This window comes from Arthrobacter sp. E70 (assembly GCF_058266945.1).
Genome location: NZ_JBYQFR010000001.1, coordinates 132,434 through 153,393 on the forward strand (window position 1 = coordinate 132,434; position 20,960 = coordinate 153,393).

The window sequence follows — 20,960 nt, forward strand, 5'->3', positions numbered from 1 at the left end:
GGCACGTCCGGCGGCACTTGTACTGAAGTATTCCATGTCACACTCCAGGGATTTTGAATGAACTATTTCCAGTGGCCGTTGCCTGCAGGGCCGCTCCCACCACGCCCGCCGAGTTTTCCAGGCTTGCCGGAATGACGGGGGTGCGCAGTGACAGCCGGGGCAGGTATTCGTTGCTGCAGGCTGAAATTCCCCCGCCGATGATGATGAGGTCCGGCGAGAACAGGAACTCCACATGCGAGAGGTACTGCTGCAGCCGGCCCGCGTACTCCACCCAGTCGAGCCCTTCGTTTTCCCGGACGACGGCGGATGCCTGCGATTCAGCCTTGCAGCCGCCCATTTCCAAGTGGCCCAGTTCGAAGTTGGGCACCAGCCTGCCGTCGACGATCAGTGCAGAGCCGATGCCTGTTCCCAGGGTCAGGACCAGGACAACGCCCTGCTTGGCTGCCCCAGCGCCGTAATGCGCTTCGGCCATGCCGGCGGCGTCTGCGTCATTCATGACGCAGACGGGCCGGCCAAGACGGGACCGCAGGTAGGACTGGACGTCAAGCCCGATCCAGCTGCGGTCCATGTTTGCCGCTGACCTCGCCACTCCCCGCTGGACAATCGAAGGGATGGCGACGCCCACAGCACCTTCTGCAGCCCCAGGCGTCCCGGCTTCGAGCTCAACGATGAGCCGGTCCATGGTGGCCGCAACAGCATCAACGCTGCCGCCCGGCGGTGTCTGGAGGCGGCGGACTGCGCCGGCAGGGGTGCCGCCGGCAAGGTCGATGAGGGCGCCCTTGATCCACGTCCCGCCAACATCGATGCCGATCCGGAAATCCGCTCCCGCCGCAGCCTCGGTGGTGGCCGTCACCGGAGCCACGCGGTGGCAGCGCCGGGCAGGCTGCCTGCTTCCAGCGGCGAGCTGGAGACCAGCACCTCACCGGCGGGCAGCTCGAAGGCTTCCGCGCCGAAGTTCGTCACGGAAGTCCAGCCGTTGGGACGCCGGAACGCCACGACGTCCTCGCGGCCGGTCTCCAGCCACTCCAGCGCCTCAGCTGTCTGCAGCTGCGACCGCAGGGCCATTGCCCGCCGGTAGAGGGACAAGGTGGAGCCCTCCTTGCCGTCCTGGGCTTCCACCGAGCTGTCCGCAAACCATGCAGGCTGCGGCAGGTGGGAGCCGCCCGCCCCGAAGCCGAAGGACGTGCCACCGGGCGTCCAGGGCAGCGGGACGCGGCAGCCGTCCCGGCCGACGTCCACGCCCTTGTTCCGGAAGAAAGCCGGGTCCTGGCGCCCGGAGTCGGGGATTTCGCAGCCGACTTCCTGCAGGCCCAGTTCCTCGCCCTGGTACAGGTACGCGGAGCCGGGCAGGGCGAACATCAGCAGGGACGCGGCCCGGGCGCGGCGCAGGCCGAGTTCGACGTCGACGTCCTCCTGCCTGCCGCCGGCCAGCAGCCACTGCTTGCCCGCCTGCCCCGCCATGATGCCTGCGGCCGAATCTTCGGACGCAGGAAGCCCGTAGCGCGTGGCATGCCGGACGACGTCATGGTTGGAGAACACCCAGGTGGACGAGGCGCCCGATGCGTCGGCCTCGGCGAGGTTCTTGGTGATGATCGTCCGGAACTGGGCGGCGTCGAAGTCGGCCTGCAGCAGGTCGAAGTTGAAGGCCTGGCCCAGTCCCTCCGGGCTGGCGTAACGGGCGCGGCGGTCTGCGTGCACCCAGGCTTCGGCGACGGCGGTGCGCGGCGGGGTGTATTCGTTGAACAGCTTGCGCCACTCGGCATAGATCTCGTGGACTTCGTCCCGGTCCCAGTAGGGGTGCCGGCCTTCGAGGTACAGCGCTTCGCCCTGGGCCTCAAGGTCTGCCGTGGTGGGCAGGGTTTCTTCGAGGTTCTTGGTCAGCGCGTGGGCAACGTCGATGCGGAAGCCGTCCACGCCGCGGTCGGACCAGAAGCGCAGGGTCGCCAGGAAGTCCTCCCGGACCTCCGGGTTGTCCCAGTTAAAGTCGGGCTGCTCCTTGGCGAAAATATGCATGTACCACTGGCCGGGGGTGCCGTCCGGTTCGGTAATGCGTTCCCACGCCGGGCCGCCGAACACCGAGATCCAGTCCGACGGCGGCAGCTCACCGTTGTCGCCCAGTCCGTCATGGAAGACGTAGCGGTCACGGGCCGCGGAGCCCCTGGGTGCGGCGAGGGCTTCGCGGAACCACTCGTGGCGGTCCGAGGAGTGGTTGGGCACGATGTCCACGATCAGCTTGATGCCCGCCTCATGCAGGGCGTTGGCCATCGCGTCGAAGTCCTCCAGCGTGCCCAGCCGCGGGTCCACGTTGCGGTAGTCGTCCACGTCGTAGCCGCCATCGGCCAGGGCGGAGGGGTAGAAGGGGCTCAGCCAGACGGCGTCGATGCCCAGTTCCCTCAGGTACGGGACCTTCGCGGTGATGCCGTTGATGTCTCCCATTCCGTCGCCGTTGGAATCCGCGAAGCTGCGGGGGTAGATCTGGTACACGGAGGCCTGGCGCCACCAGGTGGGATCGTCCATCCGGAGTGCGTCGGTGCGGGTTGCCATGGTGGCGGTGGTGGGCAAGATTCGTTCCTTCGGTTCTTGGTGCAGGTCGGTGGCTGGGCGCGGGGTCGTCACTACTTGGCGGCAGGCTTACTTGACAGCACCCTGGGTGAGGCCGGACATCACCCAGCGCTGGGTAAACAGGTACACGACGATGGCCGGCGCCATCGCCATGAGGTAAGAGGCAAACGCGACGTTGTAGCTGTTGCTGAACTGTGTCTGGAAGATCTTTTGCAGCACGGGGATGGTCTGCAGTTCAGGATCGGAAATGATGAGCGAGGGCATCATGAAGTCGTTCCAGGAGGCGATGAAGGCGAAGATGCCGACCGTTGCGCTCATGGGTCCGAGCAACGGGAAGATGAGCTTCCAGAACACCTGCCACGTTCCGGCGCCGTCCATCCGCATGCTTTCCTCCAGTTCCAGGGGGATGGAGCGCAGGAACGCCGTAAACAGCATCGTGTTGAACGCCAGGGCAAAGACGATGTGCAGGATGGCCACACCGAGCGGGTTGTCCAGTCCCACGAGTCCCGTGAGCTGGATCTGCGGGAGTGCCACCACCGGGAACGGGATGAACATGGCCGCCAGCAGGTAGAAGAACGACCAGCGGAAGAGCCGGCGGTCCCAGTTGCGGACGATCGCATAGGCCGCCAGCGCCGATACAACGATCTCCCCGATGACCGCGGTCACAGACACGAACACCGAGATCGCGAAGCCGCGGGGGAAGTTCGTCAGTGTCCAGGCCTGGGTGAAACTGTCGAGGGTCAAGGGGCTTGGCAGGGAGAACGCGTTGCCATCGACTGCCTGGCCGGTGGTCTTGAACGCCATGCTGAGGGTGACATACAGCGGAACGAGCACGGCGAGCGTGCAGACGATCAGGACGACTGTGGCCGGCCAGTTCGTGCGTTCGTGCCCCGTGCGGATGCGGCGCTTTCCGGAAGCCGGTCCTGCGGTGGTTGGTCCTGCGGTAATGGGTTCTGCGAGGACGGTGCGGGTCGCGTTGCTCATGCGATCCCTCCTTTGCCACGGGTGAAGCGGAGCTGGATGAGTGCGATGGCAATGCTGATGAGGAAGAAGATCACGGCATTGGCCATCTGGTAGGCGTAGTCGCCGCCTTCGAAGCCGCGGAAGATCGCCATGGCGACGCTGCGGGTGGCAACGCCAGGGCCGCCGTCGGTCAGGCCCACGATGATGTCGTAGGCGTTGAGGTAGTTCTTGAAGCCGAGCACCGTGTTGATCACGGCGTACCCGGCAACGAGCGGCAGGGTGATGTGCCGCAGGTTGTGCCAGGGCGTTGCACCGTCGATGGAGCTTGCCTCGTAGACCTCCGCCGGGACGGTGAGGAGCCCGGCGATGTAGATGAGCATGGCGCTGGGAATCGACTGCCATGCCGTGACGAAGACGATCGCCAGCCAGGCGAGGTCGGGGTTGGCGAGGATGCTTGACGCGAGCGGTTCGATTCCCATGCCCTTGCCGAGCAGGGGCAGCGAATTCGAGAAGAGGTACTGGAAGACAAACGCGATGACGATGCCCGAGATCACCATCGGGATCACGAACACCGTGCGCAGCGCAGTGCGGAAGCGGACACGGGAGGTCAGTCCCAGGGCCAGCAGGAAAGCCAGGATATTCACGACGATGACCGTCACAAGCGAAAAGGCGAGCGTGAAGCCGTAGGCGCCGAGGATTCCTTCGTCGCGGAAGACCGCGATGAAGTTGCGGATGCCGATGAACTCGGAGTCGCCGAAGCCGACCGAGTTGGTGAAGCTGTAAACGAATCCGAGCACTGCGGGAAGTGTCACGGCCAGCGTGAAGATCGCCAGCGACGGGAACAGGAAGAAGTAGTACAGCGGGTCGACACGGCTCTTGCGGGCCGTTGCCGCTTTGGGCGCTGCCTCGGGGGTCACCGCCGCCCTGGTGGAAGGTCTCGTCATTGATGACATGGGTGGGTCCTCGTTTCGTGCGTCAGATCGGAAGTGTGGTTACGCCCGGAAAGCCAGGCGCGCCCAGTCGGCGTCCATCCGGCGCAGCGTGCCCTCGGGGTCGGCGCCCCCGATGATCGACTGGATGTAGTTAGCGGCCGGGATAGTGTTCGGAATGAACTGGGACGCGCCCATGTAGAAACGGCCCTCGTCGTAGTACTTCTGCATCTCGACGATCCGGGGGTCCGTCACCGGGGGAGCGTCCTTGACCGTGCCGAACCCCAGGAACTTGGCGTTGTAGGGGTTCTGGACCTCCGGCTGCAGAAGGTATTGCAGGAAGGCGCGCGCCCCTTCCTGGCCGTTCGAGACTTCGGGGACCCAGAGCGAGAGGTCGATGTTCACGCGGACCTTGAGGTCCGCGGGGTCGGCGGTCATGGGCAGGGGGAAGGTACCGAGGTCCAGGTCGGTGCCTGCCTTTTCGATTTCACCGAAAGCCCAGGGCCCTTGGAAGTACATGGCCGCCTGTCCCTGTGCCATGGCCGTGTTGCCGTCGCCGTAGCCCCGGCTGGAAGCGTCGGGGTTGACGTACTTCGTCAGCTGGACCATGCGCTGCACCGGCTCCAGCATGGTCTTCTGGAATGACACCTCGGAATCCGGCCCGACGTCCTCGCCAATGTCGTGCATCTTCTTGTAGAAGCCGCGTACGTCGACCATGCCGCCCACGGTGTAGTCGAACAGGCCCTGCGCCACCGTCCACGGATCGCGGAAGGTTCCGTAGATCGGGGTGACGCCAGCTGCCTTCAACCGTTCACACACCTCGATGAGTTCGTCCCAGGTGGTGGGAACGGCGAGTCCGTGCCCAGCAAAGATGCGGCGGTTGTAGATGACCGACGCCGCCATGACGGAGTAAGGTACAACGCTCGTACGCCCCGGGTAGGTGGGGTACCAGTTCGTCAGGTCCAGGACGTCTTCCCGGATGGAAGCCGCTTCGGGGAGGTCGGAAAGGTCCGAGAGCGCCCCGCGCTCCATGAACCGGGCCATCTCCAGGTTGTAGTTGAGGCAGCCCAGGTCGGGGGGACTGCTGCGGACGAAACTGGCGGAGAGGTTGGTTGCCATGTCATGCAGCACCCGGAAGCGGTCCTGGGAGTCGGTGAACTTGGCGGCCAGGTCGCGGAAATACGGAACCGCTTCAGGTTTTGACTGGTGGAACGTAATGGTGGGCCTGCTGCCAGCCGGGGAGCACCCGGCCAGGCCGAAAGCGGCCAGTGCACCTCCGGCAGCGGCGAGGAAAGTGCGTCGGGAGACTCGCGTCCCCGCAGGCGTCAAAGGTGGCAACATCGGCTCCTAAGGGCTTTCGAAGAGAATTGATTTGGATCTTATATTTAGGTCCTATACGAGGATGGTGGAGGCAGGGGCTATCGTCAAGGGGTGGACGGAACTACGGCGAGCTCGACCCAACTGTTACGCCAGATCAACTCGGAGGCACTGCTGCGCTTCGCCCTGCAGGAGCAGGTCTTCACTGCGGGGGAGGCCATGGCCGCGACCGGGCTGACGCGCGCGACGGTGCTGGGCGTCTGCGACGGGCTTGTTGGCGCGGGCTGGCTTGAGGAAGTGAGCGACGGCGGCGACGCCGGTCCCGCGCCCAAGGGCCGGCCGGCGCGCCGCTACCAGCTGCGCGAAGCAGCAGGCGTGGTGGTGGGGCTGGATGCCGGCGAAGGCTATCTCACCACCCTGGTGACGGACCTGCGCGGCCGCGAGCTTGGCAAGCGCCGCAAAAGCATCGACTCCCATGCGCTGGGACGTGCCGGGCGCGTTGCAAGCGCGCAGGAGTTGGTCGGCCAGGCGCTCGCGGATGCGGGATGCGGGGACGGCGACGTCCTGCTCACGGTGGTCGGCGTGCCTGCGCCGGTGGACGCAGAGGGTATGTCCCCGGAGGGGGGCGAGTTCTGGCAGTTGATGAATTCCGGATTCGCCCCTGCCCTTCCCGGCACTGTCATCGTCGAGAATGACGCCAACCTCGCCGCCATTGCGGAGCAGGCGCAGGAACCGTCCGCCAACGTGGCAACCCTCCTGTCCGGGGAGCGGTTTGGCGCCGGCCTGATCGTGGACGGGCGCCTGCTGCGGGGGCGCCAGGGCGGCGCCGGCGAAATGCGGTTCCTTGACGTGTTCGACAGCAGGCTCGTGCCCGGCGAGGGAGGCTCGGACGGGCTGGGGGCCCTTGCGCGGAAGTGGGCGCGCAAGGGCATCCATTCCTACGGGGGAACCACCTCACTGCGCCGGCTTCCCGAGGATGGGATCCAGGCGGAGGATGTTTTCCAGGCGGCGCGCGAGGGGGATCCGCTGGCAGGGGACATCATCGGCCGGCTGGCCGCCCGCCTGGCGCGGATTGCCGTGGTGCTCGCCAGCCTGCTCGACATTGAGCGGGTGGTCATCGCGGGCGGGATCTCAAGCGCCATCGGGCCCGTCCTGGAACACGCGCGCAGTTTGCTGCCCACGGACTCCGGCCTGCCCCTTCCGTCCCTGGTTGCCAGCACGCTCGGGGCGGAGGTAGTGGTGCAGGGCGCCATCGAGTCCGCGCTGATCCGGATCAGGCGTGAGCCTATGGCGTTCCTCCCCCGGGCCGTGCGTTCCTGACCGCGGGGTTGCCTGGGAAGCCTGGCGCGCCGAAGGGCTAGAGGACGTTGCGGATGGCCTGCTCGAAGCTGCTGACGTGCTCCAGGGCCAGCTTGCCCGCCCGCTCGGAATCACCGTCGGCCACGGCCTCCAGAAGTTCCACGTGCTCGGCAATGTGCTCCGCCACGGAGGGCACCTTCTCCAGCACCATGCACCAGATGCGGGTGGCCAGGTTGTCGTAGCGGATCAGGACGTCCTCAAGGTGGGCATTTGCCGCCGCCCGGTAGATCAGGCGGTGCACCTTGATGTCGTAGCGCATCAGGTCGTAGGGGTCATCGCCCGGATCCATGCCGGCAATCGCCTTGGCCGTCTCCCGGATCTCGGCCCGCAGCGCCGGCGTTGCCAGTTTGGCCGCACGCCGCGCGGCCAGGGGTTCCAGGGACTCGCGCAGTTCCGAGACGTCCGCGAGTTCGGTGATGTCGACGACGGTGGCGAACGTTCCGCGCCGCGGGTAGGACACCACGAGGTGGTCGCTTTCCAGGCGCTTAAGCGCTTCCCGCACCGGGGTGCGGCCGATGCCAAGGTCGCTGGCGATCTTGCCGTCGTTGATCGCCTCGCCCGGCCGGATGTCGAGCATGATGAGGCGGTCCCGAAGGTGCCGGTAGGCCTGCTCGGCGAGCGAAAGGTCCCCGTCCCCGACGAGGTGGTTCTCCAGTGTGACGCTCATTTCGAGGGCTCCCAAGGTAGCTATTGACTGCGAAGTGATCTGCAACATACTATTACGTCAGTTCTAATATATCAGTTACAGATCAGTTATGGATCAGTAACTCCGAAGGGCTTTGAAGGAGAACAATGCAGGACGTACTGAACGCCTCGCTCGCCACGGTAGACGCCGACGTCGCCGCCGCCGTTGCACGGGAACTGCACCGCCAGCAGTCCACGCTGGAAATGATTGCCTCGGAGAACTTCGCTCCGTCGGCTGTGATGGAGGCCCAGGGCTCGGTCCTGACCAACAAGTACGCCGAGGGCTACCCGGGCAAGCGCTACTACGGCGGCTGCGAGCACGTGGACGTCATCGAACAGCTCGCCATCGACCGCGTCAAGGCCCTCTTCGGCGCCGAATTCGCCAATGTGCAGCCGCACTCCGGCGCCCAGGCCAACGCCGCCGCCATGTTCGCCCTGCTGAACCCGGGCGACACCATCCTGGGCCTGTCCCTGGCCCACGGCGGCCACCTCACGCACGGCATGAAGATCAACTTCTCCGGCAAGCTGTACAACGTGGTTCCGTACCACGTCCGCGAGGAGGACCTCCGCATCGACATGGTGGAGGTGGAAGCCCTCGCCCTGGAGCACAAGCCCAAGCTGATCGTGGCCGGCTGGTCCGCCTACTCCCGCCAGCTGGACTTCGCCGAGTTCCGCCGCATCGCCGACCTCGTGGGCGCCTACCTGATGGTGGACATGGCCCACTTCGCCGGCCTCGTGGCCGCAGGCCTGCACCCGAACCCCGTCCCCTACGCTGACGTGGTCACCACCACCACCCACAAGACCCTCGGCGGCCCCCGCGGCGGCGTCATCCTCGCCAAGGAGGAATACGCCAAGAAGATCAACAGCGCCGTGTTCCCCGGCCAGCAGGGCGGGCCGCTGGAGCACGTGGTCGCCGCCAAGGCCGTGGCCTTCAAGCTCGCCGCCGCCCCCGAGTTCAAGGAACGCCAGGAGCGGGTCCTGCAGGGAGCCAAGCTGCTCGCCGAACGCCTCCTTAAGGAAGACGTGGCAGCCGCTGGCATCTCCGTGGTCAACGGCGGCACCGACGTCCACCTGGTCCTGGTGGACCTGCGCCACTCCGAACTCGACGGCCAGCAGGGCGAGGACGCCCTCCACCAGATCGGCATCACCGTCAACCGCAACGCCGTCCCGTTCGATCCCCGCCCCCCGATGGTCTCCTCGGGCCTGCGGATCGGCACCCCGGCCCTGGCCGCCCGCGGCTTCGGCGCCGCGGAATTCACCGAGGTCGCGGACATCATCGCGACGGCGCTGATCGCCTCGGCCGGCACGGGCACCCTGCCCGGGGACACCGCCGTCGAACTCCGCGCCCGCGTGAGCGCCCTGGCCGAAAAGTTCCCCCTCTACCCGCACCTGACCGCCGATGCCAGCCTGGCCGAAGCCGAGGCAGACCTGATTGGAGCCGCACAGTGAGCGCACCGCACCTTCCTGAGCACCCGGACTTCCTGTGGCGGAACCCGGAGCCCAAGTCCTCCTATGACGCCGTGATCGTCGGCGGCGGCGGGCACGGCCTGGCCACCGCCTACTTCCTGGCCAAGAACCACGGGATGACCAACATCGCCGTCCTGGAAAAGGGCTGGCTCGCCGGCGGCAACATGGCCCGCAACACCACCATCATCCGCTCCAACTACCTCTGGGACGAGAGCGCGGCCATCTACGAGCATGCCCTCAAGCTCTGGGAGATCCTGCCCGAGGAACTCGAGTACGACTTCCTGTTCAGCCAGCGCGGCGTGATGAACCTGGCCCACACCCTGGGCGACGTCCGCGAAAGCATCCGCCGCGTGGGCGCCAACAAGCTCAACGGTGTGGACGCCGAATGGCTGGACCCGCAGCAGGTCAAGGAACTCTGCCCCATCCTGAACATCCGCGACGACATCCGCTACCCGGTCATGGGCGCCACCTACCAGCCCCGCGCCGGCATCGCCAAGCACGACCACGTGGCCTGGGCCTTCGCCCGCAAGTGCGACGAAATGGGCGTGGACATCATCCAGAACTGCGAAGTGACCGGCTTCCTGAAGGACGGCAACCGCGTGGTGGGCGTCAAGACCAACCGCGGCACCATCCACACCGAAAAGGTGGGCCTGGCCGCCGCCGGCCACAGCTCCGTCCTGGCCGAACTGGCCGGCTTCCAGCTGCCCATCCAGTCCCACCCGCTGCAGGCGCTGGTCTCCGAGCTGCACGAGCCCGTCCACCCCACCGTGGTCATGTCCAACCACGTCCACGTCTACGTCTCGCAGGCGCACAAGGGCGAACTGGTCATGGGCGCCGGCGTGGACTCCTACAACGGCTACGGCCAGCGCGGCTCCTTCCACGTGATCGAGCAGCAGATGGCGGCCGCCGTCGAGCTCTTCCCCATCTTTGCCCGGGCCCACGTGCTCCGGACCTGGGGCGGCATCGTGGACACCACCATGGACGCCTCGCCGATCGTGGGCGTGACCCCGGTGGAGAACATGTTCGTGAACTGCGGCTGGGGTACCGGCGGGTTCAAGGGCACGCCCGCCGCCGGCATGACCTTCGCGCACACCATTGCCACCGGCGCCCCGCACAAGCTGAACGAGCCGTTCTCGCTGGAGCGTTTCGAAACCGGCGCCCTCATCGACGAACACGGCGCCGCCGCCGTGGCCCACTAGCCGCCCGCCACCAGAAAAGGACTAACGCACATGCTGCTGATCCCATGCCCCAACTGCGGCCCGCGGGACGAAACCGAATTCCACTACGGCGGACAGGCCCACGTCCCCTACCCGGAGAACCCGAACGAGCTGAGCGACACGGAGTGGTCCCGCTACCTCTTCTACCGCGAGAACCCCAAGGGCATCTTCGCCGAGCGCTGGGTCCACAGCACCGGCTGCCGCCAGTGGTTCAACATGCTCCGCGACACCGTCAGCTACGACATCCAGGCCATCTACCCGATGGGCACGCCGCGGCCGGACAGTTCCTCCAGGGCCACGCCCGAAACCGGGACCGCCAGCACGGCCCCTGACAGCACCACCACGGGAACCGCTGGACCCGGCACTTCCACCACAAGCACCTTGACCACCACCGCCCCGGAAGGAGCGACCAAGTGACTTCCCAGAACGCCCGCCTGGCTACCGGCGGCCGCATCGACCGCACCATCTCCTGGCGCTTCACGGTGGACGGCGAGGAATTCACCGGCCACCCCGGCGACACCCTGGCCTCGGCCCTGCTCGCCAACGGCCGCATCGCCGCCGGCAACTCCCTGTACGAGGACCGCGCCCGCGGCATCATGTCCGCCGGTGTGGAAGAAGCCAACGCCCTGGTCCGCGTGGAAGCCCGCTTCCCCGGCCACGTCGCCGAATCCATGCTCCCGTCCACCACCGTCTCGCTCGTGGACGGGCTGAAGGCCACCCAGCTCAACGGCCTCGGCAAGCTCGACCCCGCCGACGACCGCGCCGAATACGACAAGAAGTACGTCCACACCGACGTCCTGGTGATCGGCGGCGGCCCCGCCGGCCTCGCCGCAGCCCGCGAAGCCGTCCGCACCGGCGCCCGCGTCATGCTCCTGGACGACCAGCCCGAACTCGGCGGCTCCCTGCTCTCCGGCCCCACGGCCGCGGGCCGTGCCGAGACCATCGAGGGCAAGCCGGCCCTCGAGTGGGTGGCCGACGTCGAAGCCGAGCTCGTGTCCGGCGCGGAATCCACCGTCCTGAACCGCACCACCGCGTTCGGCGCCTACGACGCCAACTACGTCATTGCCGTCCAGAACCGCACCGACCACCTCTCGAGCCCGGCAGCCCCCGGCGTCTCCCGGCAGCGGATTTGGCACATCCGTGCCAACCAGGTGGTTCTGGCACCCGGCGCGCACGAGCGTCCCCTGGTGTTCGAGAACAACGACCGTCCGGGCATCATGCTCGCCTCGGCCGTGCGCACCTACCTCAACCGGTACGCCGTGGCCGCGGGCAAGCGCGTGGTCATCAGCACCACCAACGACAGCGCCTACGCCGTCGCTGCCGACCTCACCGCCGCCGGCGTCAAGGTCGCAGCCGTGGTGGACGCCCGTCCGCAGCTCACCGCCGTGGCGACTGCCGCCGTCGAAGCCGGGATCCGGGTGCTGATTGGCAGCGCGGTGGCCAACACCTCCGCCGGCGCCGACGGGCGGCTGGACGGCGTCACCGTCCGCAGCATCAACGACGACGGCGAGCTCACCTCGGGCGTCGAGCAGATCGCCGCCGACCTGCTGGCAGTGTCCGGCGGCTGGAGCCCGCTGGTCCACCTGCACTCCCAGCGGCAGGGCAAGCTGCGCTGGGACGAGGACCTGGCCGCCTTCGTGCCCAGCACCGAAGTGCCCAGCCAGCAGACCATCGGCTCCGGCCGCGGCTCCTTCGCCACCGAAGACTGCCTCGCAGAGGGCATCTCCGCCGGCGCCCGCGCTGCGATCGCCGCAGGGTTCGCATCCGCCGTCGAACCTTCCGTCCTGGCCGAACCGAAGGCTTCCGCCCCCACCCGCCAGCTGTGGCTGGTGCCGGGCGAAAACGGCACCCCGGACGACTGGCACAACCACTTCGTGGACTTCCAGCGCGACCAGTCCGTGGCGGATGTCCTGCGCTCCACCGGCGCCGGCATGCGCTCCGTGGAACACATCAAGCGGTACACCTCCATCAGCACCGCCAACGACCAGGGCAAGACCTCCGGCGTCAACGCCATCGGCGTCATTGCCGCGGCACTGCGCACGGCCGGCGAGGCCTCGCGCGGCATCGGCGACATCGGCACCACCACCTACCGTGCACCGTTCACCCCGGTGGCCTTCGCGGCACTGGCCGGACGCCAGCGCGGCGAACTGTTCGACCCCGCCCGCGTCACCTCCATCCACCCCTGGCACGTGGCCAAGGGAGCGCTGTTCGAGGACGTCGGACAGTGGAAGCGCCCCTGGTACTACCCCCAGGACGGGGAAGACATGGACGCTGCCGTGCTGCGCGAATGCGCCGCCGTCCGCGAGTCCGTAGGCTTCATGGACGCCACCACCCTGGGCAAGATCGAGATCCGCGGCAAGGACGCGGGCGAGTTCCTGAACCGCATGTACACCAACGCGTTCAAGAAGCTCGCACCAGGGTCGGCACGCTACGGCGTCATGTGCACCCCGGACGGCATGATCTTCGACGACGGCGTGACCCTTCGCCTCGACGAGGAAACCTTCTTCATGACCACCACCACGGGCGGTGCCGCCAAGGTGCTGGACTGGCTGGAGGAATGGCTGCAGACGGAGTGGCCTGAGCTGGACGTCAAGTGCACTTCGGTGACCGAACAGTGGAGCACCATTGCCGTCGTCGGGCCCAAGTCCCGCGAGGTCATCGCGAAGGTGGCGCCTGAACTGGCAGCCAACGGCGGCCTGGACGCCGAAGCCTTCCCGTTCATGACCTTCCGCGAAACCACCCTCGCCTCCGGCGTGCGGGCCCGCATCTGCCGGATCTCGTTCTCCGGTGAACTGGCCTACGAAATCAACGTCCCGGCCTGGTACGGACTCAACACCTGGGAAGCCGTGGCGGCTGCCGGTGCCGAGTTCAACATCACGCCGTACGGCACCGAAACCATGCACGTGCTCCGTGCCGAAAAGGGCTACCCGATCGTAGGGCAGGACACCGACGGCACGGTCACCCCGCAGGACGCCGGCATGGAGTGGATCGTCTCCAAGGCCAAGGACTTCATCGGCAAGCGCTCCTACTCCCGGGTGGACGCGCAGCGCGAGGACCGCAAGCACCTGGTCAGCGTCCTCCCCGTGGACGGCACGCTCCGGCTGCCCGAAGGCACCCAGCTCGTGGAAAAGGGCCGCTCCACCAACCCGGCTTACGGTCCGGTGCCGATGGAAGGCTTCGTGACCTCCAGCTACCACAGTGCAGCGTTGGGCCGGTCGTTCGGCCTGGCCCTCATCAAGAACGGACGCAACCGCATCGGCGAAACGCTGGTGGCAGCCGCCGGCGACCAGCTGGTGGACGTGGTTGTGGCAGAGACAGTGCTTTTTGACTCCGAAGGGACCCGCAAAGATGGCTGAGACAGCAGCTTCCCCCGCCGCCGCAAAGACCTCGGCAGACAAGAACCTCGCAGCACGCATCAGCCCGGCCGAGCAGCTGGCGGAAGCGTTCACGGCAGGCTCCCTGGCCGGCACCGTTGAACTCTCCGAAGTTCCCTTCCTGACCATGGTGGGGCTCCGGGCGGACGCAGGCTCGGACGCGGCAACGCGGCTGGCCGGAGTCACCGGCGGCCTGCCCGCACAATGCGGCGGCGTCGTCGGCAACGGCGACACCTCCGTCCTGTGGCTGGGCCCCTCCGAGTTCCTGGTCGTCGCACCCACCGAGGCCCACGAGTCCCTGGGCGGCGACCTCATCCAGGCGCTCCGGGACGCCCTCGGCGGCGACGCGGGCCAGGTGGTGGACCTCTCCGCCAACCGCACCACGTTCGAACTCAGCGGGCCCCGTGCCCGGGCCGTCCTGGAAAAGGGCTGCTCCCTGGACCTGCACCCGCGGGTGTTCAAGGCCGGCACCGCGTTCTCCACGGAAATCGCGAACATCCCCGCCGTCCTGTGGAAGACCGGCGAAGAGAGCTTCCGGATCTTCCCCCGCGCATCCTTCGCCGAGTTCCTGGGCCGGTGGCTGCTGGACGCCATGCGGGAGTACGCCTCGCCAGAGGTCCCCTGATGGCGCTCAGCGTCCTTGACCTGTTCTCTGTTGGCATCGGGCCCTCGTCGTCACACACGGTGGGCCCGATGCGGGCGGCCAAGCTCTTCGCCGACCGGCTGAAGGGCGACGGGCAGCTGGCCTCCACCGTGCGCGTGCAGTCGGAACTCTTCGGCTCCCTGGGCGCCACGGGGCGCGGCCACGGCTCCGACAAGGCCGTGGTCCTGGGGCTGCAGGGCCTGGAACCGGAAACCGTCAACACGTTCACCGCCGACGACCAGGTGGCCGCGGCCGCCCTGGACGCCGAACTGCACATCGCCGGCACGCACCGGGTGGGCTTCAACTGGGAAGAGGACGTGGTGCTCCACCGCCGCAAGTCCCTCCCCGCACACCCCAACGGCATGACCTTCCGGGCCTTCGACCACACCGGCGCCGTCCTGAGCGAGCGGAGCTTCTACTCCATCGGCGGCGGCTTCGTAGTGGACGGCGACGCCCAGGGCGCGGACAAGGTGGTGTCGGACGACACCGTCCTGCCCTACCCCTTCTCTACTGCCGATGAGCTCCTGCAGATCTGCAGCCGTGAAGGCATGTCCATCTCCGACGTCATGCTGGCCAATGAGCTGACATGGCGCAGCGAGGCCGAACTCCGCGAGCAGCTGCTGGGGTTGTGGGCCGTGATGAAGGAGTGCGTGCAGAACGGCTGCAACGCCGAAGGCATCCTGCCTGGCGGCCTGAAGGTGGCCCGGCGGGCGCCGGCGCTGTACCAGACCCTTTCGAAGGACTCCGCCAGCACCGACGCGCTCCACGCCATGGAATGGGTCAACCTGTTCGCCCTGGCCGTGAATGAGGAGAACGCGGCCGGCGGCCGGATCGTCACCGCCCCCACCAACGGGGCTGCCGGGATCGTGCCGGCCGTCCTGCACTACTACATGAAGTTTGTTCCGGGGGCCGACGACGACGGTGTGGTCCGCTTCCTGCTGGCGGCGGCCGCCGTCGGAATCCTGTTCAAAACGAACGCCTCCATCTCAGGTGCCGAAGTGGGCTGCCAGGGCGAGGTGGGCTCCGCCTGCTCGATGGCCGCGGCCGGGCTCTGCGAAGTGCTCGGCGGAACGCCGGCGCAGGTGGAGAACGCCGCCGAGGTGGGGATCGAGCACAACCTTGGCCTGACCTGCGATCCCGTGGGCGGGCTGGTGCAGATCCCCTGCATCGAGCGGAACGCGATCGCCAGCGTCAAGGCGATCAACGCGGCCCGGCTGGCCCTGCACGGGGACGGCAGCCACAAGGTCTCGCTGGACAAGGCCATCAAGACCATGCGCGACACCGGCGCCGACATGAAGACCAAGTACAAGGAAACCTCCCGAGGAGGCCTCGCCGTGAACGTGATCGAGTGCTGAACCATGACTGTTACTGAAACCGATACCCCTGCATCGAAGGCGCCCACCACGGTGGAGCATGTCCTGACGCTGGACTGCCCGGAAGGGCCCGGCATCGTCCACGCCGTCTCCGGCTTCCTGCTGGAGCATGGCTGCGACATCATCGACAACAAGCAGTTCGGTGAGCGTACGGAGGGCCACTTCTTCATGCGTGTGCATTTCGTCTCCGAGGGGGACGAGTCCACGCTGGAGACGCTCCGTTCCTCCTTCGCCCCCGTGGCCGACAAGTTCGGCATGCGGTGGCAGCTGGAACGCCAGGGCTCCAAGCGCCGGGTGCTGATCATGGTGTCCAAGTTCGGGCACTGCCTCAACGACCTGCTCTTCCGGGCGCGGATCGGGGAGCTGCCTGTCGACGTCGTGGCCGTGGTATCCAACCACACGGACCACCAGGCGCTGGTGGAGTGGCACGGCATCCCGTTCCACCACATCCCCATCACGGCGGCCACCAAGCCCGAGGCCGAGGGCAGGCTGATGGAACTAGTGGACGGCCTCGATGTGGAACTGGTGGTCCTGGCGCGCTACATGCAGGTGCTCAGCGACGACCTGACCCGGAAGCTGGACGGGCGGGCCATCAACATCCACCACTCCTTCCTGCCCAGCTTCAAGGGCGCCAAGCCCTACCACCAGGCCTACGCCCGTGGGGTGAAGACCGTGGGTGCCACTGCGCACTACGTCAACGCTGAGCTGGACGAGGGGCCCATCATCTCGCAGCAGGTGGTGGACGTGGACCACACCTACGGGCCCGAGGACCTGGTCGCGGCCGGCCGCGACACGGAATGCAAGGCCCTGTCCAACGCCGTGAAGTGGCACTGCGAAGGCCGGGTCATCCTGCAGGGCAACCGCACCGTGGTGCTCCGGTAAGGGAACAAAACTTCATAACACAGCGCGGCCGGTTGCCCTTGGAGGGGCAAGCGGCCGCGCTTGCGTTTTGCCCGGAGCCGGGGCTATTCGGCCGCCGTGCCCCCGGTGCGATCCCGCCGGAGGAGAACCACTTGATGCACTTCCTCGAGCGCGGCGGCGATCTCGTCCTGTCCCACCCCGGCAAGGTACTGCATGACCAGTCCGTCCAGTGCGGCGAACAGGGACCTGGCCACTACGCGGACGTCACCCTGGACCCCAAAGGCCTGCAACCCCTCAGACAGGGCGTCCACGTAGCTCTGGTACAGCTGGGCCACCGGTCCTGCAAGCTCGGGGCGACGGCGCGCCTCGAGGATCATCTCGTACTGGAATACCTGAAGCCCCGGATCCTCGAGCAGCAGTTCCAGCAGCGCCTCGGTGAAGGTGCCCCCGTTCTCCGCCGCATCCCGCAACCGTGAGGCGGCGATTGATTGCTCCGAGGACCATTGCAGCGCTGCGGCGATCAGCGAATCCCTCGTCCCGAAATGGTGCGCCACCAGGCTGTTGTTGACCCCGGCACCCTCTGCGACGGCACGGAACGTGAGTCCCCGGAGACCCTTCTGCGCCACGACGTCCACCACGGCCCGCAGAAGCGCTTCCCTGCCTGTGCCGTATTTCGAGGAGGAAGCGCTGCGGGCGGCGGAAGGCGTCATGACGACGATTCTAGCCAGCAGGGACGGGCCGTACCGCTGCCTCTTGACTAAAAACTAAGCAATTGCTTAGATTGCTTCCACGCCGTGATGCCCGTCACGGGCCCGGCGTTACCATCATTCAATTCCGGCAGCCGCCGGCCCTTCCTCCTGGAGCTACCCATGGCAACGACGCCTTCCTTCACTACGTCCTCCTCCCTTGATCCCGCCAAGAATGAACCTTTTGAGCTGGGCCAGGTCCAGTGGGTCCGCCGCTTCGGGGAAGGAGAACGGCCCGCGTTGGCTTGCGGGTTCTGGCACGTCCACCCCCACGAAGCGCCCGAGCCCTTCGACCTGCTGATCGAGGCCGATGAGACCATCCACATCATCGAAGGCCACCTTCGCATCGAGGTGGACGGCGGCGACCTCTACGACCTCACGGCCGGAGGCGCGGCGTCCTTCAACAAGGGCGCCCGCACCCGGTGGACTGTCCTCGCCCCCACCGTCGAATTCTTCGTCTACTCGTAGGAAGCTCCGCAATGGAACAGGAAAACACCGCCGGGGAGCGGAACTTGGACGCCGTCATCGTGGGCGCCGGATTCGCCGGCCTTACTGCCGCCCGTGAGCTCACCCGCCAGGGTCTGGCGGTCCGCATTGTCGAAGCCCGTGACCGCATCGGCGGCCGGACGTGGCTGGACCACCGGCTGGGCCGCGAGCTGGAGATTGGCGGAACGTGGGTCCACTGGACGCAGCCGTATGTCTGGGCTGAGTTGAAGCGCTACGGCATCGGCACGGTGGCCAGCCCGGAGCCGGAACGCGCTTTCTGGTGGGCCGACGGCGGGCGCCGGGAAGGTGCGCCGGGAGCCCTGCTGGATCTCATCGGCGAATTCAACGGGCAGTTCGTCAAGGAGTCGCGCGCCTTCTTCCCCGAGCCGTTCCGGCCGCTGGCCAGCGATGCCTTCAAGGAGATCGACCATGTCTCCGTGCAGGAACGGATTCGGGATCAGTTCCCGGCCGGGACAGCCCGCGATATCCTCGAATCCTTTTGGGCGCTGAACTTCAACGGCCCGCTCGAGGACGCGGCGCTGACCCAGGCCCTCCGCTGGGTGGCATTGACGAATGGCGACTGGGCCGTCAACTTCGAGGCATGCGCCACCTACAAGATCCAGGGCGGAACCGTGGCGCTCGCGGACGCCATGCTCAAGGACTCCGGTGCCGCCGTTGACTTCGGTTTCACCGTGGCCGGCATAGCGGACGACGGCGGTACGGTCACCGTCCGCGGCACCGATGGGCGGACGTTGGGCGCGAAGACAGCCATTGTCACCGTTCCACTTCACGCCCTGGAGAACGTCTCTTTCGAGCCGCCGCTGCCACCCGCCAAGGCTGAGGGTGCGCGGCGTGGCCAGGTGTCCCGGGGCGTCAAGGTGTGGATGCGGCTTCGCGGCGAGCACGCGCCCTTCGTCGCGTTGGGCCAAGCGGACTGGGCGCTGAACTTCTTCCAGGCCGAATACACGCTCGACGGCGACACCATCGTCGTCGGCTTCGGCCCGGACGCAACAAGGATCGATGCGTCGGACGCGGCGGCAGTGCAGGCCCAGCTCTCCCGGCTGGTGCCTGGGGCGGAGGTAGTGGACGTGGCAACGCACGACTGGGTGGCGGACCCGCTGGCGGGGGAGACCTGGCCGATGCACCGGACAGGGTTCCTTGCCAACCATCTGGCCGCTCTGCAGTCTGCGCACGGCAACGTCCTTTTTGCCGGCTCAGACGTTGCCAACGGCTGGGGCGGATTCATCGACGGTGCCATTGAAAGCGGTATGGAAGCGGCCTTGGATGCTGCGTCGCTGCTCAACCCCGCCACCGGGGAATCCGCGCTGGAACACTCCCCACTGCGCTGACCGACAACAACTGGTCGCTGGTGGACAAAGCGCGCCGCCGTCCCGCTGCGAAGCTGGATGCACGGCAATTTTTCCCCAACTCATGACCGTTAAGAAGGATCAAATGAGTATTTCGAATTCCGAGCCCCGGACCACTGACGCTCCGGCCAAGGAGCATTCAACCGCCCTCCGCGCCGGCAGCGTCGGCGTGCTGGGCATCCTCTTCTTCGTCCTCTCGGCCCAGGCGCCCCTGACAGGGATTGTGGGCGCCTCACCGCTGGCGGCGGCGCTCGGCAACGGGGCCGGTGCGCCCGGCGCCTACCTGATCGTCGGCGTCGTCATTGTGATCTTCGCCGTCGGCTTTGTGGCCATGAGCCGCAGGATCCAGGCCAACGGCGCCTTCTACGCCTACGTCACTGCGGCACTCGGCAGGAAGGCCGGCGCGGGCGCCGCCTGGCTGGCGCTGCTGGCTTACAACACGGTCCAGGCCGCCATGTACGGACTCTATGGGGCGGCGTTTTCCGGGCTGCTCGCATCCGTCGGCCTGGAGGTGCCGTGGTGGTTCCTCGCCCTGGCCACCATGGCGGGAGTGCAGGTGCTTGGCTCGCTGAACATTGAACTTGGCGCCCGCGTCCTGGCGCTGCTGGTGGGACTTGAGGTGGCCATCCTGCTGCTGTTCGGTTTCACCGTCCTGTTCAGCGGCGGGGGACCCGAAGGCATCAGCGTTGCCGCCTCCTTCTCGCCGGAGGCCATCGGCGCCGGGGCGCCCGGAGTGGCCATCATGTTTGCCGTGGCCTCGATGTTCGGGTTCGAATCCACAGCCATTTATTCTGCCGAGGCCAAGGATCCGCACCGCACTGTGGCCCGCGCCACCTACCTCTCGGTGGGCGTGATTTCCGTCTTCTTCGCCTTTATCTCCTGGATGCTGGTGAGCTACTACGGCGCGTCACAGGTGATGGCCGCCGCCGGCGCAGCCCTCGAATCAGGCGACGCCACATCCTTCGTGCTGGGGCCCCTGGTGGAACTGTTCGGCCCCTGGGCCGGCATCGTGGCCGGCATCCTGCTGGTCACGTCCCTGCTCGCCGGCATCATCGCCTTCCATAACGGCATCAACCGCTACCTGCACTCCCTGGCGCTGCGCGGTTCCATGCCCGCCGTGCTGGCCCGGACCAACCGGCACCGCGCACCCGCCGTCGCCGCATGGATCCAGTCGGCCACCGCCGTCGTACTGGTGATGACCTTTGCCATCCTTGCCCTGGACCCGGTGCTGACCCTCTTCTCCTGGTTCAGCGGGCTCGCCGTTGCGGCGCTGCTGGTGCTCTACATGCTGTGCTCCGTGGCTGTCGTCGGCTTCTTCCGCCGGGAACGTACCGGAGCCCAGCTGTGGCAGACCCGCCTTGCCCCAACCCTGGCGGCCGTGCTGCTCGGCTGGGTCCTGTTCCTGGTGGTCAGCAACTTCACGGCGCTGATCGGCGGCAGTGCAGAGACGGCCACCGCCCTGCTGGCGGCCGTGCCGGTGGTCTTCCTGGCCGGCGTGCTGGTGGAGTCCGCGCGTGCTGCCAGGAACATGCTCGCCAGCAACACGGCCGCCACCCCTGCCGCCTCCACTGTGCGGGGCCAGATTCCAGCAACCCCCAGGAACGCCGGAACG

At 67.2% G+C, this 20,960-nt stretch carries 17 protein-coding genes and 1 pseudogene; 11 read left to right on the forward strand and 7 right to left on the reverse strand.

What is annotated here, in order from left to right; all coding sequences use genetic code 11:
* Window positions 1-37: 37 nt before the first annotated feature.
* From ppgK to AC3IMC_RS00600, 5 genes are all read right to left on the reverse strand, one after another.
* Entirely contained in the window at window positions 38-853 is an 816-nt protein-coding gene (ppgK, locus tag AC3IMC_RS00580) for a polyphosphate--glucose phosphotransferase (RefSeq protein ID WP_490916460.1), read from the reverse strand.
* Window positions 850-2,562: a glycoside hydrolase family 13 protein gene (locus tag AC3IMC_RS00585; RefSeq protein WP_490916461.1), complete on the reverse strand. Its 1,713-nt coding sequence runs from the start codon at window positions 2,560-2,562 to the stop codon at window positions 850-852. Before AC3IMC_RS00585 ends, ppgK begins: the two co-directional genes overlap by 4 nt.
* Before the next feature lie 69 nt (window positions 2,563-2,631).
* Entirely contained in the window at window positions 2,632-3,546 is a 915-nt protein-coding gene (locus tag AC3IMC_RS00590) for a carbohydrate ABC transporter permease (RefSeq protein ID WP_490916462.1), read from the reverse strand.
* Window positions 3,543-4,478: a carbohydrate ABC transporter permease gene (locus tag AC3IMC_RS00595; protein ID WP_490916463.1), complete on the reverse strand. Its 936-nt coding sequence runs from the start codon at window positions 4,476-4,478 to the stop codon at window positions 3,543-3,545. The genes AC3IMC_RS00590 and AC3IMC_RS00595 overlap by 4 nt, the downstream gene beginning before the upstream one ends.
* Before the next feature lie 39 nt (window positions 4,479-4,517).
* Window positions 4,518-5,795, reverse strand: coding sequence for an ABC transporter substrate-binding protein (locus tag AC3IMC_RS00600; RefSeq protein WP_490916464.1), 1,278 nt, complete (start codon window positions 5,793-5,795; stop codon window positions 4,518-4,520).
* Between the two features lie 90 nt (window positions 5,796-5,885).
* Here AC3IMC_RS00600 and AC3IMC_RS00605 point away from each other — a divergent pair, with 90 nt between their 5' ends.
* Window positions 5,886-7,091: an ROK family protein gene (locus AC3IMC_RS00605; protein ID WP_490916465.1), complete on the forward strand. Its 1,206-nt coding sequence runs from the start codon at window positions 5,886-5,888 to the stop codon at window positions 7,089-7,091.
* 37 nt (window positions 7,092-7,128) lie between these two features.
* Here the strand turns inward: AC3IMC_RS00605 and AC3IMC_RS00610 are convergent, their stop codons facing one another.
* Entirely contained in the window at window positions 7,129-7,797 is a 669-nt protein-coding gene (locus tag AC3IMC_RS00610; RefSeq protein WP_490916466.1) for a GntR family transcriptional regulator, read from the reverse strand.
* Between the two features lie 125 nt (window positions 7,798-7,922).
* On the opposite strand from AC3IMC_RS00610, the gene glyA reads away from it, so the two are divergent.
* From glyA to purU, 7 genes are read left to right on the forward strand one after another with little or no spacing between them, the layout of a single operon-like run.
* A complete protein-coding gene (gene glyA, locus AC3IMC_RS00615; protein WP_490916467.1) occupies window positions 7,923-9,263 on the forward strand; it encodes a serine hydroxymethyltransferase in 1,341 nt (446 codons plus the stop codon).
* Window positions 9,260-10,480, forward strand: coding sequence for a sarcosine oxidase subunit beta family protein (locus tag AC3IMC_RS00620; RefSeq protein ID WP_490916468.1), 1,221 nt, complete (start codon window positions 9,260-9,262; stop codon window positions 10,478-10,480). Before glyA ends, AC3IMC_RS00620 begins: the two co-directional genes overlap by 4 nt.
* A gap of 30 nt (window positions 10,481-10,510) precedes the next feature.
* Window positions 10,511-10,915 (forward strand): sarcosine oxidase subunit delta, encoded by a 405-nt coding sequence (locus AC3IMC_RS00625; protein WP_473695508.1) that lies wholly within the window; start codon window positions 10,511-10,513, stop codon window positions 10,913-10,915.
* A complete protein-coding gene (locus AC3IMC_RS00630) occupies window positions 10,912-13,854 on the forward strand; it encodes a sarcosine oxidase subunit alpha family protein (protein ID WP_490916469.1) in 2,943 nt (980 codons plus the stop codon). The genes AC3IMC_RS00625 and AC3IMC_RS00630 overlap by 4 nt, the downstream gene beginning before the upstream one ends.
* On the forward strand, window positions 13,847-14,497 hold the full coding sequence (locus AC3IMC_RS00635; protein WP_490916470.1) for a sarcosine oxidase subunit gamma: 651 nt from the start codon (window positions 13,847-13,849) through the stop codon (window positions 14,495-14,497). Before AC3IMC_RS00630 ends, AC3IMC_RS00635 begins: the two co-directional genes overlap by 8 nt.
* The gene (locus AC3IMC_RS00640; RefSeq protein ID WP_490916471.1) at window positions 14,497-15,870 is read left to right on the forward strand and encodes an L-serine ammonia-lyase; all 1,374 of its coding nucleotides are present in this window, start codon (window positions 14,497-14,499) and stop codon (window positions 15,868-15,870) included. Before AC3IMC_RS00635 ends, AC3IMC_RS00640 begins: the two co-directional genes overlap by 1 nt.
* Window positions 15,871-15,873: 3 nt before the next feature.
* Window positions 15,874-16,770 carry a formyltetrahydrofolate deformylase gene (gene purU / locus AC3IMC_RS00645; RefSeq protein ID WP_490916472.1) on the forward strand — a complete coding sequence of 299 codons (897 nt, stop codon included), beginning with the start codon at window positions 15,874-15,876 and terminating at the stop codon, window positions 16,768-16,770.
* A gap of 83 nt (window positions 16,771-16,853) precedes the next feature.
* Here purU and AC3IMC_RS00650 read toward each other — a convergent pair whose 3' ends face one another.
* Entirely contained in the window at window positions 16,854-17,459 is a 606-nt protein-coding gene (locus tag AC3IMC_RS00650) for a TetR/AcrR family transcriptional regulator (RefSeq protein ID WP_490916473.1), read from the reverse strand.
* 159 nt (window positions 17,460-17,618) lie between these two features.
* Here AC3IMC_RS00650 and AC3IMC_RS00655 point away from each other — a divergent pair, with 159 nt between their 5' ends.
* The 3 genes and pseudogenes from AC3IMC_RS00655 to AC3IMC_RS00665 form a co-directional block, all read left to right on the forward strand.
* Window positions 17,619-17,963: a cupin domain-containing protein gene (locus AC3IMC_RS00655; protein WP_490916474.1), complete on the forward strand. Its 345-nt coding sequence runs from the start codon at window positions 17,619-17,621 to the stop codon at window positions 17,961-17,963.
* A gap of 11 nt (window positions 17,964-17,974) precedes the next feature.
* The gene (locus AC3IMC_RS00660) at window positions 17,975-19,330 is read left to right on the forward strand and encodes a flavin monoamine oxidase family protein (RefSeq protein ID WP_490916475.1); all 1,356 of its coding nucleotides are present in this window, start codon (window positions 17,975-17,977) and stop codon (window positions 19,328-19,330) included.
* A gap of 103 nt (window positions 19,331-19,433) precedes the next feature.
* A pseudogene (locus tag AC3IMC_RS00665) lies at window positions 19,434-20,888 on the forward strand (APC family permease); the annotation flags it as partial.
* Window positions 20,889-20,960 lie beyond the last annotated feature (72 nt).

Bases quoted from the DNA above. Each gene is read 5' to 3' on its own strand.
- AC3IMC_RS00590 (WP_490916462.1), bottom strand. From the start codon at position 3,546: ATGAGCAACGCGACCCGCACCGTCCTCGCAGAACCCATTACCGCAGGA.
- AC3IMC_RS00595 (WP_490916463.1), bottom strand. From the start codon at position 4,478: ATGTCATCAATGACGAGACCTTCCACCAGGGCGGCGGTGACCCCCGAG.
- AC3IMC_RS00600 (WP_490916464.1), bottom strand. From the start codon at position 5,795: ATGTTGCCACCTTTGACGCCTGCGGGGACGCGAGTCTCCCGACGCACT.
- AC3IMC_RS00610 (WP_490916466.1), bottom strand. From the start codon at position 7,797: ATGAGCGTCACACTGGAGAACCACCTCGTCGGGGACGGGGACCTTTCG.
- glyA (WP_490916467.1), top strand. From the start codon at position 7,923: ATGCAGGACGTACTGAACGCCTCGCTCGCCACGGTAGACGCCGACGTC.
- AC3IMC_RS00625 (WP_473695508.1), top strand. From the start codon at position 10,511: ATGCTGCTGATCCCATGCCCCAACTGCGGCCCGCGGGACGAAACCGAA.
- AC3IMC_RS00635 (WP_490916470.1), top strand. From the start codon at position 13,847: ATGGCTGAGACAGCAGCTTCCCCCGCCGCCGCAAAGACCTCGGCAGAC.
- AC3IMC_RS00640 (WP_490916471.1), top strand. From the start codon at position 14,497: ATGGCGCTCAGCGTCCTTGACCTGTTCTCTGTTGGCATCGGGCCCTCG.
- purU (WP_490916472.1), top strand. From the start codon at position 15,874: ATGACTGTTACTGAAACCGATACCCCTGCATCGAAGGCGCCCACCACG.
- AC3IMC_RS00650 (WP_490916473.1), bottom strand. From the start codon at position 17,459: ATGACGCCTTCCGCCGCCCGCAGCGCTTCCTCCTCGAAATACGGCACA.
- AC3IMC_RS00655 (WP_490916474.1), top strand. From the start codon at position 17,619: ATGGCAACGACGCCTTCCTTCACTACGTCCTCCTCCCTTGATCCCGCC.
- AC3IMC_RS00660 (WP_490916475.1), top strand. From the start codon at position 17,975: ATGGAACAGGAAAACACCGCCGGGGAGCGGAACTTGGACGCCGTCATC.